The following is an 18,105-nucleotide window of genomic DNA, read 5'->3' as shown; positions in this document are numbered from 1 at the left end:
GGGGTGTGGCCGCGGCCCTGCTGGCGAACCTCCTCTACAGCACCGGGTTCGTCCTGGAGAAACGGGCCCTGACCGCGATGCCCTCCGTCAGCGTGCGCAATCCGGCACGGCTGCTGCGGCAGGTCATCTCCAGTCCGCTGTGGATCGGCGGATCGCTCGCGCTCGCCGCCGGTTTCGGCGCGCAGCTCGCCGTCTACCGGACGCTGCCGATCGCCGCCGCGCAGGGCATCTTCGTGTCCGGGCTCGTGCTTCTGCTGCTGCTCTCCTCGGTGCTGCTCGGGGAGCAGACGTCGGGGCGCGAGCGGTACGCCGTCGGGGCCATTCTCGCCGCGCTGCTCATGGTCGTCCTCTCGCTCAGCGAGGAGGCCGACACCGTGAGCCGCAGCGCGCCCGTCCCGCTCGTCCTCACGGTCTGCCTGCCGTCCCTCGCGGCGGGAGTCCTGCTGTACGGATCGGCCGAGCGCCGCGCGAAGCACCGGCACCGCCTGCCGACGACGGGCGTCGAGTACGGGGTCGCCGTCGGCCTTCTCTACGGGGTCAGCTCGCTCGCCATCAAGGGCGTGTCCAGCTATCTGACCACGCAGGATCTGGGCTCGGCGCTGCTCCATCTGCTGGGCTCCCCGTACCCGTATCTCCTGCTGTTCACCGGCGCGTTCGGCCTGGTCATGTCCCAGGCGGCGCTGCAGCGCTGCCGGGCCTCTCTCATCGTCCCCGTGTGCACGACGGTTACCGCGCTGTTCACCGCGGTACTCGGCACGCTGGCGTTCGGTGAGCCGCTGCCGCAGGAACCGGTGCGGCTCGCCCTGCGGATCGCGGGCACGGCGCTCGCGGTGTCCGTGCTCCTCGCCATGCCCAAGCATGACGCGCCACCGCCTCAACCAACGCCCCCGACCAAGGAGTTGACGAGCTGATGAATCCCGAAGACCCGCTCCTGAAGATCCTCGCCTGCCCACTGGACAAGGGACCGCTGCATCTCCTGGAGCCCGCGGAACCCCTCGTACCGGAGGAGGTGCTCTACAACCCCCGGCTGCGCCGCCGTTACCCCATCGTCGACGGCATACCGCAGCTGCTGCCCTCATCAGGAGAGCAGATATCGGAGGACGAGCACGAGCAGCTCCTGAAGCGGATCTCCCCGTGACGGGCCCCCACAAGACCGTGGCCGCCCGGCTCGCCCCGCACCTCCCCGCCCGTCTGATCGCCTCCCTGGCCCGTCTCGTCTACCCGCGCTTCGAACCGGAGCTCGCCCGCCTCGCCGACCTCTGCCCGAGCGGCTGCGGCACGGCGGTGGACGTCGGCGGCTGGTACGGCCCCTGGTCGCGCCGCCTCGCCTCGCGTGCGCGCCGCGTGGTGACCGTGGAGCCCGTCCCGCATCTCGCCCGGCTCCTGGAGACCTCCACGCCCGGCAACGTCCGGGTGATCCAGGCCGCCGCCACCGACCGCCCCGGCACGGCCCGGCTCTGGCTGCCGCAGGGCGACCGCGGGGACCGCGGGGTCTCCTCGCTCATCCGCAGGGACATCCACGCCACGGCGGTCGAGGTGCCCTGCCTGACGCTGGACGGGCTCGGCCTGCGCGACGTCGACTTCATCAAGATCGACGTGGACGGCAACGAACTCCCGGTGCTGCACGGCGCCCACGACCTGCTCACCCGTGACCGGCCCGCCCTCTTCATCGAGCTGGAGTCCCGCATCCAGCCGATCGAGCCGATCGTCGAGCTGCTCACCCGGCACCACGGCTACCAGGGCTGGGTCCTGCCCGGACACACCTGGCTGCCGCTGGCCGACTTCGACCTGGAGGCGCACCAGAGCGACACGTCGTACGTCGTGTCGCAGGGGCTGCTGCGCAGGGTGCTCACCCCGCGCAGGCCCCGGTACGTCAACTCGGTGCTGTTCCTTCCCGGCGACCGTCGCCCGGGGGCCGCCGCGGTGCGCGACCATGGAGCCCATGTCCGCTAGCTCCGCCTCCGGCCCCGGCTCCTCGGGCCCGTTCACTCCTCTCGACTTCCAGCTGGTCCTGTTGCGCCGCATGGCCGACCACAACCCGGACCTGGTGGAGGCGGCCCGGCACGAGCTGGGTGTCTCCATCGCGGACATGCGCGAGGCCAACCGCCGCTGGCAGGCGATGAGCCGCTCCGCCCGCTCGCGGGGCGCGGTCTCCCGCTACCGCTCGGTGCTCGGCACGCCCGAGACCACCGTGGCCCGGCAGATCGGCGACCTGGAGTGCGAGGCCCTGCTGTGGCCGGTGCCGCTCTGGCCGGACCTGCGCTTCGAGGTGCTGCGGGCGCCGAACGGGGCGGTGTGGAACGAGTGGCTGATCCGCGCGCCCGGCGCCCCGGGCCCCGCGCTCCGCACCCTTGACGACCTCACGCCCTGGTCGTGCACGGTCGACGAGGCCGCCCGCGCGTTCGCCCCTGCCCGCCCGATGGAGGGCACGGCGCCCACGCGCTGGCGGCTCGCCTTCACCGCGCCGGACGGGGCGGGTCAGCCGCGACGCTGCGTCGCGGAGTTCACCTGGGGGCTGCTCCAGCGGCTCTCGTTCCCGGACGGCGACTGACGCTTCCCCACGGTCGCGATTCCGGTCACCAGGGCCAGCGCCACGAGCAGTGCGCTGACCCACAGCGGCGAGCGGTGGCCGAGTCCCGCGGAGAGTGCGATGCCGCCGCCCACGGGACCGATCGCGGCTCCCACGTTCAGGGCGGCCGTGGCGAATCCGCCCGCGAGCGTGGGGGCGCCGGTGGCCGCGTACAGCGCCTGGGTGATCAGCGCGGAGCCGACGCCGAAGGACAGCGCGCCCTGGACGAGGACGAGGACGACCGCCGCCACGGGGTGCTGCGCGGTCAGCGCGAAGAGCACCCACCCGGCGAGCAGCGCCACCGCGCCCGCGAGGAGGAACGGAACGGGCCGCGCGCCCGCGAACCGCCCCGCGACCGTCACCCCGGCGAACGATCCGGCGCCGAAGAGCGCGAGCAGCGCGGGCACCCACCCCTGCGAGAAGCCGGTGACGTCGGTGATGACCGGCGAGAGGTAGGTGAACGTACAGAAGGTCGCGCCGTTCACCAGGGCCCCGAGGAGCAGCGTCACCCCGAGGCGCGGTGCGCGCAGCGAGCGCAGCTCCCCGCGCACGTCGGACAGCGCGGCATCGGGCGCACCGGCGGGCACGGACCGCAGGATCGCGAGGACGGCGGGCACCGAGACGAGGGCCACCGCCCAGAAGGCGGACCGCCACCCCCAGTACTGCCCGAGCAGCGCGCCGCCGGGGACGCCCGCGACACAGGCGAGGGTGACGCCGCCGAGCAGCACCGACGTGGCCCGCCCCTTGGCGTCCGGCTCGACCATGCCGACGGCGGCGACCAGGGCCACCGCGAGGAATCCGGCGTTGGCGAGCGCACCGACGACGCGGGTCGCGAGCAGCACGGCGAAGCTGGTGGTCAGCGCGCCGGCCACGTGGACGAGCAGGAAGGTGGTCAGGAAGGCGAGCAGCGCGGTCCTGCGTGGCCGGCGACGGCTGAGTACGGCCATCATCGGCGCGCCGACGATCATCCCGACGGCGAAGGCCGAGGTCAGGGTGCCCGCGGTGGAGAGGGACACATCGAGGTCGGCGGCGATGTCGGGGCCGAGACCGGAGAGCATGAACTCGGATGTGCCTTGCGCGAAGACGGCGAGTCCGAGGATGTAGAGGGCAAGGGGCATGAAGGAACTCCGCACCTACGTCATGGATCGACAGGGCGGCGGCCGGCCACGGATGCCGCCCCGGCAGAGGGGGGCCACGCGGCGGTCGCGCCAACAGGTCGCGCCAGGAAGGGAAAGAGAAGAGGGATGTCAGTCCGCACGGCGGCGGTGAACCGCTTCGGCGAGGGATCCGGTGACGTGAGTGAGGGCCACCGGACATGCCGGCCGGTGGCTAGAGTCTGTCGGACTCGGGACTGGACATGGCCGCAGACTATTCACGTCTCGGAGGCCACGTCCACTCGGTTGCCCTGCATTACCGGCATTACCCGGCGGCGGTGAGGATCTCCTCGGTCACCGCGGGCAGCGAGTCCGCGTGCAGGAAGAGGAAGAGGTTCGGCTCGACGAGTTCGAGCTCCATGACGCGGGGCTCACCGCTGTCCGCGTCGTCGACGAGGTCCACGCGCGCGTAGAGCAGCTCGGGCGAGCCCGGGACGGCGGCCAACGCCCGCTCGGCGAGGGCGAGTTCGTCGACGGTCGGCTGCCAGGGGCGCAGATCGGGGTGCGGCATCTTCTCGTCGTCGTACGCCGTGCCCGGCGCGAGCACCGCGCCCTTCTGTATGGCGTGCAGGAAGCGCCCGCCGACGAAGACGAGGGCGCGTTCGCCGGTCTCGTCGATGCGCGGCATGTAGGGCTGCACCATCGCGGTGAGACCTTGGTCGTGCATCCGCTCGATGTGCCGTACGGCGGCCTCGTACTCGCCCTTCTCGTACCGCGCCGCGAGACGCGCCCCCGCCCCGGACGTGGGCTTGACGACGAACGTGCCGTCGTCCGGGATCTCCGGCACGTCGCCGGGCGCCACATAGCGGGTCGGCACGACGGGCACCCCCGACGCCGCGAGCTCCGCCAGGTACCGCTTGTCGGTGTTCCACCGCACCACGGACGCCGGGTTGGCCAGGACGGTGAGCCGCGCGACGCGCCCCGCCCAGGCCACGAACTCGGCGACGCGCTCGCTGTAGTCCCAGGCGGACCGGATGACGACGAGATCGAACCGCTCCCAGTCGACGTCCGGGTCGTCCCAGGAGACGGTGGCGACATCGGCGTCCGCCGCGCCGAGCGAGCGTGCCAGCTCGGGGAGGTCACGGTCGAGACCGGTCTCCAGCTGAGGCCTGCTGGTGACCAGGGCGATCGTGGGGCGGTCGGGTGACACGGAGGCCTCCAGGGTTCGATGATCCGCCCCGCAGGCTAACAACCTCTCGACGTGTCCCCGACAAGGCCTGCCTCGTACGTCATGCTCACGAGCCGCACCCGGTCACGCGCGTCCGGCTTGATATCGCCCGGCCGGGCCGGCGGCGGTACGGCACCGCGATCAGTGAGGCCCGTCGACAAGACGAAGCACCGCCCCGAGCCCCCGCACCGCCCCGGCCACCGCTCCACCGGGCAACACGTAGGACCGCAGACCTGCGCCCGCCGCCCCGCCGTCCTTGGCGGGGTGGTCGCCTTCTAGAGCTCGGAGGATCTGGTGGGGCCGGACTCAGAGGATGAAGACGCTCTGGGCCGTCTCCGTGCGGTACGTCTCGCCCGGGTAGACCAGCCATTCGACCTGGCCGGAGCAGTCGGGGCCCGAATGGACCTCGGCGATGGCGTCGGTGTGGTTGGTGACCGAGGACGGGAACCGGTCGATGGCGTAGCAGCCGCTCGAGTCCCCGTGTTCGTTGCCATTGACGATCAGGACACCTTGCGCCGCGTACGCCGATCCCGGCACCGCGACCGTCAGCGTCACGGTGGCCGCGAGCGCCCCCAGGGCCACAGCCACGCGTCCTCGCATCGTGTGTCGCATCATGTTGAGACTCCATCCGCCGTGCGGCCGCTCACGACGCGGTCCGCTGGAGTCACCCAAAGTAGCCGATCAGGCACACCAAGTGTCCGGCGCGCGGTTGCACCTGCCGCCGGCTCGCGCGCCGTGCGCCCCCGGCCTGACCGGTTCAGCCCTCCGTCAACTCCGCCCGCAGCGTCGGCAGATGGCCGTGCTCCACGTCCTTCACGGCGGTGACCAGGGTGACCACTCCGGCGGCCGCCAGGTCGCGCAGGTGCTGGAGGGCGTCCTGCTGCTCCGGCCCCGCGAGCTCGGCGCGGTAACGGCGGTCGAACTCCTCGTGCTGGTCCCGGTGTTGATGGAACCAGGTGCGCAGCTCGCTGGAGGGCGTGACCTCCTTGGGCCATTCGTCGACGGCCGCCCGCTCCTTGGAGACGCCGCGCGGCCAGAGCCGGTCGACCAGGACGCGCACGCCGTCCTCCTCGCCGGGCGGGTCGTACACACGGCGCACGGGGAACGTCTCGGCAGCCTTCATGGGCCCATCGTCGCGCCCCGCCAGGCCCCCCGCATCTCGAAAATGCGAACAAGGGAGCAGTTGTTCCCTGGAACAGGTGATCGTTACGCCAGGGATTGCATGTGACCTCTGTGATTGACGATGATTACGGTGCGCAAGCGACGGGCTGCAGACCGTAGTTGCCGCGTTCCCGGTCCATGTCCCATACGGGGTCCGGGAGTTGGAACATCCTGAGAAAGTCCCACAAGGAGAAGCACCACCATGAACCTCATCACTGACGTCGTCGCCGGTCTCGCCCACTTCCTCGGCTGGCTGGTCTGACGTCACCCGGAAGTACTCACAGCGACGCCGCCTCCCCGTCCCACGGGAGGCGGCGTCGCCGCGTCGAGGCCGTCCGATGAGCCTCGCGGGGGCCTCCGCTACCGCACCCCCACCGCCCGGATGATCTCCTGCGTGACCGACCCGCCCCGGTCGTCGCGAGCCGAGGCCCGCAGCGAGACGAACTCGGCGGAGGAAGGCACCTTCAGCTTCCCGCCCCAGGCTGCCGCCTTGCCGCCTTCACGGTCCAGCTTCACCCCGGTCCAGCTCTTCCCGTCGTCGTACGACACCTCCAGCTTGCCGCCTCCGATGGATCCCGTGTCCGCCGCTCCCTTGACGTACTCGGAGAAGATCCCGACATCCAGGGAGCGCCCGCCCCGCACGTTGCCCGCGAGGTCCGTGTCCACGTCGAACCCGAGGTTCAGCAGGGGCAGGAAGGCCCTCCGGTCGCCCGGCGTCTCCTTGGACCTGAAGGTCCACTCCGAGTGGCCCTTCGTGGCGAGCCGCCACCGCTCGGGATCCAGCGTCGTGTCCGTCACGACCTTGTACGTCGTCAGCGCCGGATCCGCGTCCCACACGTACACGCCCGAACTCTGCTTGCGGTCGACCAGCTTCCCGTCCGCGTAGACCTCGCTGAACTGCGTCATCGAGTCCTCGTTCCACACATCGCCGAACCCCGTGTGGTCGGGCCCGGAATCACCCCACCCGGGCACATTGAATTCCAGCGTGTTCCCGTACCGCTGCTGCCCCCAGCCGAGGCCCGTCCCCAGCCACGGATGCCACACGGGCTTGAACCAGTTCAGCTCGCCCCGCTTGCCGCCCCGGTAGCTGACAAGGCCGCTCCGCTCCTCCAGGGCGCCCGGCCCGGACGACACCGACTCGTGCCACAGCTGCCCGGCACCCGTGGACGCGTAGTCCGTGCGCTCCACCGGGTAGTCGATCTTCTCCTGGAAGCCGATCCCGACGGAGAAGGTGTCCGTCAGCGAGTAGCGGAACTCACCGCCCGCCACCGGCTTCACCGCGTGGAACTTCGTGTCGAGTGACGCCAGTTCACGCTTCGACGGCTCGTACGTCAGGTCGCGGGGCACCGCGCCCTTGTGGCCCTCCGACACGTCGTAGACGTACGGCGTGCGGGAGGTCGCCGTGGTCTCCACGGGCCGCCCCGACTTCGCCGCCGCGCGCAGCCGCGCGCCGTCCGCCGCGTCGACCGTGCCGATCTGGAGCGGCCGGTCCGCGTTGTCGTGCGTACCGAACCAGGCATTGAGCCTGCCCGGCGCGTCGTCCGTCACGAACAGCGCCTTCACGCCCGCGTCCTGGGCGGCCTGCCCGAGCTGGGCGGGCGTCGCGTCCGAGCCGGGGTCGCGCCGCACGATGACGGCCTTGCCCCGCACGTTCTTGCCCGCGTACTCGGCCGCCGTGCCGCCGCCCACGTCCACGATCGGCAGCTTGCCGCGGCCGTCGCTCACCGTGCCGCCGGGCTGCGCGACGACCTGGCCGAGGCCCTTCACGTCCAGGGCCGGCTTGCCGAGGCGCCAGACGGTGCGGTACTCGAAGCTGCCGTCGGTCACCTTGTCGGTGGGGGCGGCGAAGACGCTGTCGTACGTGACGGGCACCTGGACCGCGCCCTGCAGAGCGGCTCCGTTCGCCCGGCGGTCGTACTCCATCAGGAGCTGACGGGTCTCCGTCCGCTTGCCGACGTCCACGCCGACCTCACGCAACTTCCGCCCGTCTAGGGTGACTTCACGGTCCTTGTCGAGGACGATCTCCGGTGCGGCGAGGAAGCCGAGGCCCAGGGAGTCCTTGCCCTTGCCGCCGCGCACGTCGAGGAAGGAGGAGAGGGCGTACGTGCCGGGCTTGAGGCGCAGCTCCAGGGTTCCGGAGTCACCGACCTCCGCCTGGACGGGGTCGACCTGCTCCGCGAGCCGCTGGTAGACCAGACCGGCCGCGGTCGCGGCGCCGTCACGGTCCTTGACGTGGACGGTGAGCGTGTACCGCTCCTCCTCCTTGACCAGGCCGAACGCGGTGTGCGCGACGGGCTTCCCGGCGGCGCTCGCGACGATGCGGCCGCTGGCGCTGCCGACGGGCGCCTTCGCTCCGTCGCCGGTCACCGTGGTCGACGCGGTGCCGTGTGCCGGGACGGTGAGCGTCTTGTCGGCGAGGGTCGCGACCCCCTCCGCCGCGCCCTCGGCGGCGAGGCTCAACTCCACCGCCTCAGCCGATGAATTGGAGTACGTCACCGTCCTCGTGACGGGCTTGTTGTCGCCGTACGGCCATGAGTAGAACCCGAGGTCGGCGCTGCCGCTCGCGGTGACCCGCGCGTCGATCGCGTCGGGCACGCTGACTCGGCCCGAACCCAACTCATACGCGGACGCGTCGAGTTGTACGGACGTCGACATCAGGGCGTCCTTGAGGCGCGCACCGCTCCAGTCCGGGTGCTTCTCGGCGAGCAGGGCGGCGACGCCCGCGACGTGCGGGGTCGCCATCGACGTACCGCTCATCTCGGTGTAGTAGCCCTCGCCGCTCACCAGTTGGGAGCGGGCGGCGAGGATGTCGACGCCGGGTGCCGACAGGTCGGGCTTGAGGGCGTTGTCGCCGTGCCGGGGGCCCTGGCTGGTGAAGTACGCGGCCTGGTCGGCGGAGTCGACCGCGCCGATGGTCAGCGCGGAGTCGGCGGCGCCGGGCGAGCCGATCGACGAAGGGGCGCCGGTGTTGCCCGCGGCGATGACGAAGAGGGCGCCGGTGTCCTTCGAGAGGGTATTGACGGCGGCGGCCATCGGGTCGGTGCCGTCGCTCGCCTCCTGCGAACCGAGGCTCATCGAGACGACCTTGGCGCCGACGTCCTTGGCCGCCCACTCCATTCCGGCGATGATCTGCGATTCGCTGCCGGATCCCTCGTCGCTGAGCACCTTGCCTACGGAGAGCGTGGCGCCGGGCGCCACGCCCTTCTCCTTGTTGCCCTCGGACCCGGCGCCGCTGCCGCCGACGGTCGAGGTCACATGGGTGCCGTGGCCGTTGCGGTCGGCGACCTCCTCGCCCGGGATGAAGCTCTTGGTGGCGTCCACCCGGTCCTTGAGGCCGGGGTGGCCGCCGTCGACGCCGGTGTCGAGGACGGCCACCTTCACGCCCTTGCCGGTGAGTCCGGCCTCCCAGGCCTTGGGGGTGCCGATCTGCTCGTTGCTCTGCGCCATGTCGGCGTCGACGCGCCCGTCGAGCCAGATCCTCTCGATGCCGTCGGCGAGTCCGCCGTCCGAACCCGCCTTCGTACGCGCCGGCTTGCCCGCATCCGGCGCGACATCCCGCCAGAAAGTGCCGGGCTCGGCCGCCTTCACCGCCACGCCGCCCACGCTGGGCAGCGAGCGCACCTTGTCCGCGCCACGGGGGACCGCCGGGCCGGCGGTGCGCCGCGCGGCCTTCTCGTACGTGACGATGAGCGGCAGCGCACCGCCCTTCTCGTCCCCGAGCCCCTGCCGTATCAGCTCCGTCACGTCGAACAGCCGCTTGTCGAGGGTGCCCGCGCTCAGATAGGGCCGCGCCTCGTCCGGTACGACGGTGATGCGGTCCCCCGTGATCTCGCTCCGCACGGCTCCGGTGGCCCCGGCGGGCCGGTCGACGGTGACGGTCCTCTTGCCGCCGCCGAGTTCCGTGACGGTGACCTTGTCGCCGGTCACCAGGGTGACGGTGTGCGCGGCGCGGGCGGCGGGGGTGGCAGCGGTGGCCCGCCCTTGCGGCACGCCGGAAGGAGCCGCGGTAGCGGCCTGCCCCGCCGGCAGCAGCGCGAACGCGAGGCCGACGGCCGGCAGCAGCCTGGCTCTTCGCCACGCGGGTGATCGGGTCATGGGTGCCCTCTCTTCGTCGGACCCGGGCGGGGGTGGTTCCCGGGTGCTGCGAAGAGTGTCCGGGGGCTGGTGTTGCCGGGGTGTTGCCAGGTGCTGGCGGGAAGCCGCCAGGGCACCTTCCCGCCAGCCCCGCGCGTACGCGCCCGTCGCCCGGGAGGTGCGCGCCTGTCGCCCGGGAGGTGCGCGCCTGTCGCCCGGGAGTTGGATGACAGCCACAAGGGCCGTCGGCAACAATGCAGTTGGCAGGCGCGGCACGGGCTCGACGGGGGCATTGATGGACGATCTGGTGGAGTTCGCGACCGACGACGGCACGCACGTCGTGCTGGCCGACGTGGAGGACATGCACGGCTCGCACCTCGTCTCACGCGGCGAAGGACCGGTCCGGGCGGTCCGCACCTTCGAGGAGTCGCTCGCCGGGGCGCGCGCGGCGGCGGAGTCCGCGCTGCGGGTGTTCCGCGACGGGACCCTGCGCCCGGACTCGGTGGAGATCGAGTTCGGCGTTCGGATGTCGGCGGAGGCGGGCGCGGTGATCGTGAAGGGCACGGCGGAGGGCCACCTGGTGGTGCGCCTCGCGTGGACGCCGGACGGCCCCGCCACCGTGCCGGCACCCGAGGCCGCCCCCGCCCCGTCGGAGGCCACCCCCGCCCCATGAGCAGCGCATCGTGGCATGCCCGCATCGCGTGCGGGAGCGAAGTCGGCGCCGGGTTTCTCGTGTCCGAGCGGCACGTGCTGACCTGCGCGCACGTCGTCCGCGGCAGCGGCGGCGCGCCTGTCACCGTCTCCTTCCCGCACCGCGAGGACCTCGGCACGGTGGGCGCCGCCGTCGGGGCGCACGGCGGCTGGGACGGGCACGGCGACGACGTGGGCGACCTCGCCGTCCTGGAGCTGGAGCACGCGGTGCCGGTGCGGCCCGCCGAGTTCGCGGCGCCCGACGACGCGTACACGGAACCCCGTCCACGGCTCCTCGCGTACGGATTCCCCAAGGGGTACCGCGAGGGCACCCTCGCCGAGTACCGCGCGACCGCCGCCCAGCGGATCGCCGACGAGTGGGTCCAGCTGGAGGCATGGAGCGCTCACGGGCAGCCCCTGGCACCGGGGTTCAGCGGCGCGGCGGTGGCCCTCGCGGACAGCAACCGGGTCGTGGGCATGGTGTCGGCCGCCACCCGCGCGTCCAGCGGCGTACGCAACGGCCGGATGCTGCCCACCTCCGTCATGGCCCGCTACTGGCCGCCGCTCGGCGACCTGGTCCCCACCCCCGGCCATCAGCGGGCCGCGAAGGAACGGCTGCGCGCCCTGGTGGACCGGGCGGCGGACACCGGCGCGGCCCGCGACCCGGAGCGGCTGTACCGCGACGCGGTGGGCCCGCTCGGCCCGCCCGTGCCGCCGGAGGGCTTCGGCTCGCTCTGGTCGGCGGCCTGGTACGTGCTCTCGGAGGTCGACGACCCGGACGCGGTGGCGCGCCTCGCCGACCGACTCGCGGGCCTGCTCGAAGCGCCGTCGGCCCCCGCCCCACCGAAACCCGGCGCGTTACCGGCCTGGTCCCCCATCCTCGTCGAGATCGACCACAGCGGTGCGGGCGACGACCAGCTCCTGGTCGAGGTGTCCGCGTACCGCGAGGGCCTGCGCCACCCCGTCGGCTCGCACACCCTGCCCGCCGGTCACGTCCGCGCGTACGTCCAGGAGCTCGTCGACGACGCCTTCTCCCATCTCGCTCCCGGCACGGACGAGTTGCTGGCGTTCGTGCTGCCCCGGGCGCTGCTCAACTGGCCGGTGGCCCAGTGGGAGTGCGGTGCCGACGACCCGACCCCGCTCGGCTGCTCGTACCCCCTGGTCGTGACCGACCGGTCCCGACGCAAGGGCGGCCTGCGCCACCGCCTCGCCCGCAAGTGGGAGCACCTGGACGAGCGGCACACGACCGTCCTGCACCGCGTCGAGTGCGGCACCCAGGAGAAGCCGAACAAGCTGCGGTTCCGGCTGCGGCGCGACGGCGCGGATCTGGCGGGGTTCGCGGCGCCGCCGCGCGCCGACCGCGCGGGGCCCGACGCCGACGTGACGCACTTCGACGTCTCGCTGACCGCGCCGGTGCCGGTCCTCCTGTGGCCGCGCACGGGCTGCGCGGACCCCGGCCACCGGAGCGACACGAGCTGCGCGGGCTCCGACTTCCTCGACCGCATCGCCGCCCACGTCGAAGGCCGTCCGCCCGCCGAACTCCCCCGCACCATCCTGACGTTGCGCGAGACCGCGGAGGCGTCGGACGAGCCGGACACGCACTGGGCCCGGGACGTCCAGCTCCTCTGGGACGACCCGCGCTGCTTCCCCGACGCACCCGCCGCCCACCACCGCTCCCCCGTCGCCTGAGCCCGTCGCGGTACGCCTGAGTCCGACACCCGAATACGGAGAACCCCGATCATGTCCCTGTGGCCCGTCTACACCGGCACGAACGAGCCCCACGACGGGATCAACGAGCTGCCCGAGCCGCCGCCCTGGCGCGCCTTCGACGGCGGCCCGGTCCTCGACACCCCCACGGACGACGGCTCGGCGACCTCCCCGGACCGCGTGCACCGGGCGCACACCTACCGGGCCACGGAGACCTGCGTCCAATTGGTCAACGCCGCGCTGTACTTGCGGCGCCCGCTCCTGGTGACGGGCCCTCCCGGCAGCGGCAAGTCGAGCCTCGCGTACGCGGTGGCACGGGAGTTGGGCCTGGGCCCGGTCCTGCGCTGGAACATCACGAGCCGCAGCGCCCTGCACGACGGCCTCTACCAGTACGACCCGCTGTCGCGCCTCTACGCGGCGGGGCGCGCGCCCAGAGCGCGGGCGGCGCGGGACGGCGCGGGCGTCGAGGACCACCTCCGCCTGGGCCCGCTCGGCACCGCGCTCCTCCCCTACCGCCGGCCCCGCGCGCTCCTCATCGACGAGATCGACAAGAGCGACCTCGACCTGCCCAACGACCTCCTGAACATCCTGGAGGAGGGCCAGTACGAGATCCCCGAGCTGGTACGGATCGCCAAGCACACCCCGAAGGCCGAGCTCCTGGCCGACGGCTCGGACGACCCGGTGACGGTCGAGCGCGGCCGGGTGCGCTGCCGGGCCTTCCCGTTCGTCGTCCTGACCAGCAACGGCGAGCGCGAGTTCCCGCCCGCGTTCCTGCGCCGCTGCGTCACGCTGCGCCTGCGCCAGCCGCGCGACGAGCACCTGGAGGAGATCGTCCGGGCCCACCTCGGCGAGCCCGACGCCTACGCCCGCACGCTCATCGCCCGCTTCCTGGAACGCGGCACCGGCGGCGAACTCGCCACGGACCAGCTCCTGAACGCGATCTACCTGACCGGCGCGGCAGGCCTCGACGCGACCTCCCGCGACGAACTCGCCCGCCAGCTGATGCCGTATCTGACCCAGGCCGCAGACCTGGACCCGAATGCACTCTGACCGGCCCCGGCACCGGGGCCCCGTGACGCGACTCACCGATCTCCTCGCGGAGACGGCGGGCGGTGCACGTCCGACATTGACCGAGCCGACCCGACACCCGTTACTGACACGGAAGTTGATGCCACATCTGACACGGGCCGCAGATTCCCACCCCTCTGCCCCGCCTCCGCGGCGGGGCCCCGGCGCGCAGCTCGCCTGTCTCCCCACCACGGAGGCGGCGGACGACGCATGCCTGACATCAGCCGAGCCGGCGAAACGCCGCTGGCCGGCATGGCAGTTGGCGCCTTACCTGACACAGGCAACGGACCCCTATGCGCGCTGACCCGCCCCCGCGGCGGGGACCCGTCGCGCGGCTCGCCGATCTGCTTGCGGAGGCGGCGGGCGGTGCACGTCCGACGTCGGTCGAGCTGGCCGAACTTCTGTGGCTCGCGGGGCAGATGGGCGGCGAGGTGACGCCGCCGGATGCCTCCGACGTCGTGCCGTCCGGGCCGCCACCCGCGCCGCCATCGGAGGACCCGCCGCGTCCACAGCCCGCCGAGCCCACGCCTGCCCCCGCACCGGACGACCGGGTGCCGCTGCGGCTGCCTGCTCCGGCGGGCCGTGACGCCGCGGGGGCGTCCGCCACGCCTGCGGTCCCGTCGGGCACCCCCGACGCACCGGACGCGACCGCTCACACCCCGGTCCGGGTCCCCGTCCCCCCGATGGTGACGCACCCCCTCACGCTGCAACGCGCCCTGCGTCCCCTGAAGCGCCGCGTCCCCTCCCCCGTGGGGCAGGTCATCGACGAGGAGGCCACGGCCCACCGCATCGCCCGCCTGGGCGGCCACCCGCGTGGCTGGCTTCCGGTCCTGCGGCCCGCCGAAGAGCGCTGGCTGCGTCTGTGCCTGGTGTACGACGCGGGCCCCACGATGCCGATCTGGCGCCCCCTGGTCCACGAACTCCACACGGCGCTCGCCCAGTCCGGCATCTTCCGCACGGTGGAGCTGCACCGGGCGGAGCCGGACGGCACGGTGCCGCCCCAGGCCGCCCACGCCCCCGCGTCGGGCCGCACGGTCACCCTCGTGATCAGCGACTGCATGGGCCCGCAGTGGCGGCAGGGCGCGGCGGGCACCCGCTGGTACCGCACGCTGCGGCGCTGGGCGGCGCGGATGCCGGTGGCCGTGATCCAGCCACTGCCGGAACGCCTCTGGCGCACCACGGCGCTGCCCACGACCCCCGGCTCGCTGTCGGCTCCCCACCCGGCTTCGCCGTCCGCGGCCCTTACCTTCACGCCGTACGCCGCCTCGGACGCGCCGCCCGCCGGGGCGATGCCGGTCCCGGTCCTGGAACCCGCCGGACCGTGGCTCGCCCACTGGGCTGCGCTGGTGGCGGACGCGGGCGGGGCGCAGCTGCCGGGGGCGGTGGGGTGGCTCGGACCCGGCCCGCAGCCTCCGGCGTTCGATGCCGATGCCTCGGACATCGGCGACCTCACCGCCGAGGACCTCGTACTCCGCTTCCGCTCCACGGCGTCCCCGGCGGCCTTCCGCCTGGCGGGCCATCTGGCCGTGGGCGAGCCGCAGTTGGGGGTGATGCGGCTCGTACAGGCCGCAGTGGAGGAACACCCGCGCCCCCAACACCTCGCGGAGGTGATCCTCAGCGGGATGATGCTGGCTTCGGACACGGGCCCCGGGTCGTACGAATTCCGCGACGGGGTGCGGGAGTTGCTGCTGCGCACTCTGCCGCGTACCGCTCGCGGTCGTACGCGGGAACTCCTCGCCCGGGTGGGCGGGCTGATCGACGATCGGGCGGGGACGGCCCCCGGGGAGCTGCGGGCGGTGGCCGCTTCCGGGGGTGACACCGCCTCCGGGGGCGGCACCGGACCGAAGACCCCGGTGGGCGACCCCTTCGCTTCGGTCACCCCGGAGAGCGTGCGACAACTGGGCGGCGGCGGCCGTGACCCGCGGCTTCTCGGTGACCGCTACCGCATGGTGCGGCAGATCGGGCAGAGCGGCAACGTGTGGCTCGCGGAGGATCTGCGCCGGGACGGAACACCCGTGGTGGTGCAGCGCTACCCGCAGGCACCGCAGTGGCTCCGCCTCGACTTCACCCGGGCCGCACGGCAGCTGTCCCGGTTCCGCCACGCGCAGGTGGCCGCCGTGCTGGACTACGCGAACGGTGAAGTTCCGTACGTGGTCATGGAGTTCGTCGAGGGCCGCACCCTCGCGGAGCTCCTCGCGGACCACCCGCACGGGCTGCCCGTCCCCCTCCTCCTGGACCTCATCCCGCCGCTCGCCCGCGCGATCTCCGCCCTGCACGCCGAAGGCCTGACCCATGGCGCGCTCTCCCCCGTCTTCGTGCTGCTCCCGCCACAAGGGGGCGCCGTCCTGTGCGGCTTCACGCTCATCCCGTACGACGAGGAGAGCGGCTCCGCCGACCTCGGGGCGCTCGGCCTCCTCGTACGCCACATGTACGCCGGCACCCAAGGAGCCGCCGGGCTGAACCCGACGAGTCCGCCCGGAGCACCCGAGCGCCGCAGCATCGGGGAGACGCTGCTGCCGGCCGTCGTGAACCTCGCCTCCAGCGACCCGGAGCTCCGGCGCGATGCCCTCCGGCGGCTCACCCAGCTCTCCGCGCCCGAGTCGCGCGAGCGCACGTACTCCCTGCTGGGGCCCTTGCGCGTCACCCGCGACGGCCGCCCGCTCGCCACCGGCAGCAGCCGGGAGCAGGCCATGCTCTGCATGCTGCTGCTCCGGCGCGGCCGAGGCGTGTCCCGCGACGAGCTGATCCAGGGCCTGTGGGGTGCGGGGGCCGAGCCCGCCGACGCGTCCCGGCTCCTGGGCACGTACGCGTCCCGCCTGCGCAACGCGCTCGGCCCCGACTCCGTGGTGACGGGGAGCGGCATGTACTCGCTGTCCCTCCCGACGGGCCCCGACGTCGTCGACCTGTTCCGCTTGCAGCGACTGCACGACGACGCCCGTGACGCCCGCTTCGCGGGAGACTTCACCCGCGCACGCGAGCTCGTACGGTCCGCCCTGGGCCTGTGGCGCGGCACTCCGCTGGACGGCATCCCCGGCCCGGCGGCCCAGGCCGCCCGCGCCGACATCGACCGCCTGCGGCAGTCCCTCCTCCACACGCAGCTGGAGCTGAACCGGGAGCTCGGCGCGACCGAGCAGGAGCAGACGGAACTGGACGAACTGCTCCAGGAGTTCACCCACACCGAGGACGAGGTGCTCGCCCCCCACGAGGAACTGCCCAGCGCCCAGCTCGACGACCTCGGCGTCAACCGTGAACTGCCGGACGACCAGCCGACACCCCCGGCTACGACCCTCACCTTCGAGTACCTGACCCGCCCCTCGGGAACCCAGCCGGAGACCCTGCACAAGCTGGGCCGGGCGATCTCGCACCTCCTCATCACGGGCGGCATCGGCCCCGACCACTTCGAGCTGCGACCCCGCGCCCGCGGCTGGGACGTGGCCATCGCCCCGGAGGTCCACGTCCTGCACGCACTGACGGCGACGATCCAGCAACTCCCCTCGGCTCTCGCCGAGTTGCCGGAAATCGGCCTGGGCGTCACCGTCACCCACGAGCCCGACCCCACGGTCTCCGCCCTCACCTTCCCCGACGAGCTGCGGCACCTCTTCCACCGCCCCGGCAGCCGCGCCACCGTGATCGTCTCGAACGACCTGCACGACAGGCTCAGCCGCTCGGGCCGCGGGGGCGACGCCCGGTTCGAGCCGGTCCCGCAGTCCGACGACTGGTACTGCGAGGTCACCGCGACCGCGGAACCCGTGCCATCGGGCACGGCCGACCCCGCCGCCCTGCGTGCCCTGTTCGCCGATCGCAGCGCCGTGATCCTCGGCTTCGACGGCCCGGTCGTGCCGCTCTACTCCGCCTCGCAGGCGCGCGCCGCCGCCCTCAACCTGATGGGCCCCATCACGGAGTCGCGGGAGGTGGGGGGCGCCCTGGAGGGCAGGGCGCCGCTGCCGGGCGAGCTGGAAGGGTACGAGGGTTCGGTGCACCCGATGGACCTGCTCCGCGCCCACCAGGGCCACGAGCTGGCCGACGAACTCCGCACGCGGCTCCTGTACATCGAGCGGCAGAGCCTGACGAACGCCCGGCCGACGCCGCACCTCCCCCAGCTCCTGAACACCCTCATGTCCAAGGGCCTGCGCGTCGCGGTCGCCGGGGACTGCGAGTCCGGCGTCATGGCGGACATGCTCTCCAGGCGGGGCCTTGCCGCCATGGTCGGCGGCGGCACGCACGGCCGCCGCGGGAACTCGCCCCTGCTGCCGGACCCCGACTGCCTGCGCCGCGCGCTCCTGGCCCTGGAGACCGATCCGGGGCAGTGCGTGATGGTCGGCTCCTCGTCGGCGGAGCTGCTCGCCGCACGGCGGATCGGGCTGCCGTTCATCGGCTTCCGACGGGACGAGAAGTCCTACCGCAGGCTCCAGGCGGACGGCTGCGAGCAAACGCTGACCTCGCTCTCCCCCTTGATCGACGCGACCCGCGGCACGTGGAACCACCTCAGGCCGAACGACACCACCTGACCCCCC

General features: G+C 73.1%; 13 protein-coding genes. 8 read left to right on the top strand and 5 right to left on the bottom strand.

The genetic code is table 11. The features are described from left to right. The first annotated feature begins 5 nt into the window (after nt 1-5). The 4 genes from OG302_RS28350 to OG302_RS28335 are packed head-to-tail and all read left to right on the top strand — an operon-like array spanning nt 6 to nt 2,551. Nucleotides 6-911: a hypothetical protein gene (locus OG302_RS28350; RefSeq protein ID WP_371750255.1), complete on the top strand. Its 906-nt coding sequence runs from the start codon at nt 6-8 to the stop codon at nt 909-911. Then, a complete protein-coding gene (locus OG302_RS28345) occupies nt 911-1,138 on the top strand; it encodes a Trm112 family protein (protein WP_361827795.1) in 228 nt (75 codons plus the stop codon). The genes OG302_RS28350 and OG302_RS28345 overlap by 1 nt, the downstream gene beginning before the upstream one ends. Next, nucleotides 1,135-1,953, top strand: a complete 819-nt coding sequence (locus OG302_RS28340; protein WP_371529354.1) for an FkbM family methyltransferase — start codon at nt 1,135-1,137, stop codon at nt 1,951-1,953. Before OG302_RS28345 ends, OG302_RS28340 begins: the two co-directional genes overlap by 4 nt. Continuing rightward, on the top strand, nt 1,934-2,551 hold the full coding sequence (locus OG302_RS28335; RefSeq protein WP_371529353.1) for a hypothetical protein: 618 nt from the start codon (nt 1,934-1,936) through the stop codon (nt 2,549-2,551). The genes OG302_RS28340 and OG302_RS28335 overlap by 20 nt, the downstream gene beginning before the upstream one ends. On the opposite strand, the gene OG302_RS28330 is transcribed toward OG302_RS28335, so the two are convergent. The 5 genes from OG302_RS28330 to OG302_RS28310 all read right to left on the bottom strand — a co-directional run bounded on the left by OG302_RS28330 (nt 2,479) and on the right by OG302_RS28310 (nt 10,147). Further along, nucleotides 2,479-3,687, bottom strand: coding sequence for a Cmx/CmrA family chloramphenicol efflux MFS transporter (locus OG302_RS28330; RefSeq protein ID WP_371529352.1), 1,209 nt, complete (start codon nt 3,685-3,687; stop codon nt 2,479-2,481). The genes OG302_RS28335 and OG302_RS28330 overlap by 73 nt on opposite strands. A 301-nt stretch (nt 3,688-3,988) precedes the next feature. Next, complete coding sequence (locus tag OG302_RS28325) at nt 3,989-4,873, bottom strand: RimK family alpha-L-glutamate ligase (RefSeq protein WP_371529351.1); 885 nt, start codon at nt 4,871-4,873, stop codon at nt 3,989-3,991. Between the two features lie 324 nt (nt 4,874-5,197). Beyond that, the gene (locus tag OG302_RS28320) at nt 5,198-5,506 is read right to left on the bottom strand and encodes a hypothetical protein (RefSeq protein WP_371529350.1); all 309 of its coding nucleotides are present in this window, start codon (nt 5,504-5,506) and stop codon (nt 5,198-5,200) included. Nucleotides 5,507-5,648: 142 nt separating this feature from the next. After that, the gene (locus tag OG302_RS28315) at nt 5,649-6,014 is read right to left on the bottom strand and encodes a DUF488 domain-containing protein (RefSeq protein ID WP_371529349.1); all 366 of its coding nucleotides are present in this window, start codon (nt 6,012-6,014) and stop codon (nt 5,649-5,651) included. A 398-nt stretch (nt 6,015-6,412) separates the two neighbouring features. Beyond that, nucleotides 6,413-10,147 carry a S8 family serine peptidase gene (locus OG302_RS28310; protein ID WP_371529348.1) on the bottom strand — a complete coding sequence of 1,245 codons (3,735 nt, stop codon included), beginning with the start codon at nt 10,145-10,147 and terminating at the stop codon, nt 6,413-6,415. Nucleotides 10,148-10,352: 205 nt separating this feature from the next. Here OG302_RS28310 and OG302_RS28305 point away from each other — a divergent pair, with 205 nt between their 5' ends. The 4 genes from OG302_RS28305 (at nt 10,353) to OG302_RS28290 (ending at nt 18,099) form a co-directional block, all read left to right on the top strand. Further along, complete coding sequence (locus tag OG302_RS28305) at nt 10,353-10,799, top strand: CU044_2847 family protein (RefSeq protein WP_371529347.1); 447 nt, start codon at nt 10,353-10,355, stop codon at nt 10,797-10,799. After that, the gene (locus tag OG302_RS28300; RefSeq protein WP_371529346.1) at nt 10,796-12,505 is read left to right on the top strand and encodes a trypsin-like peptidase domain-containing protein; all 1,710 of its coding nucleotides are present in this window, start codon (nt 10,796-10,798) and stop codon (nt 12,503-12,505) included. The genes OG302_RS28305 and OG302_RS28300 overlap by 4 nt, the downstream gene beginning before the upstream one ends. A gap of 51 nt (nt 12,506-12,556) precedes the next feature. Then, on the top strand, nt 12,557-13,573 hold the full coding sequence (locus OG302_RS28295) for an AAA family ATPase (RefSeq protein ID WP_371529345.1): 1,017 nt from the start codon (nt 12,557-12,559) through the stop codon (nt 13,571-13,573). 311 nt (nt 13,574-13,884) lie between these two features. Next, complete coding sequence (locus tag OG302_RS28290) at nt 13,885-18,099, top strand: SAV_2336 N-terminal domain-related protein (RefSeq protein WP_371529344.1); 4,215 nt, start codon at nt 13,885-13,887, stop codon at nt 18,097-18,099. The last annotated feature ends 6 nt before the right edge of the window (nt 18,100-18,105 follow it).

It is taken from the genome of Streptomyces sp. NBC_01283 (assembly GCF_041435335.1).
GTDB lineage: Bacteria > Actinomycetota > Actinomycetes > Streptomycetales > Streptomycetaceae > Streptomyces.
This window is presented reverse-complemented; position numbering and strand designations above follow the sequence as displayed.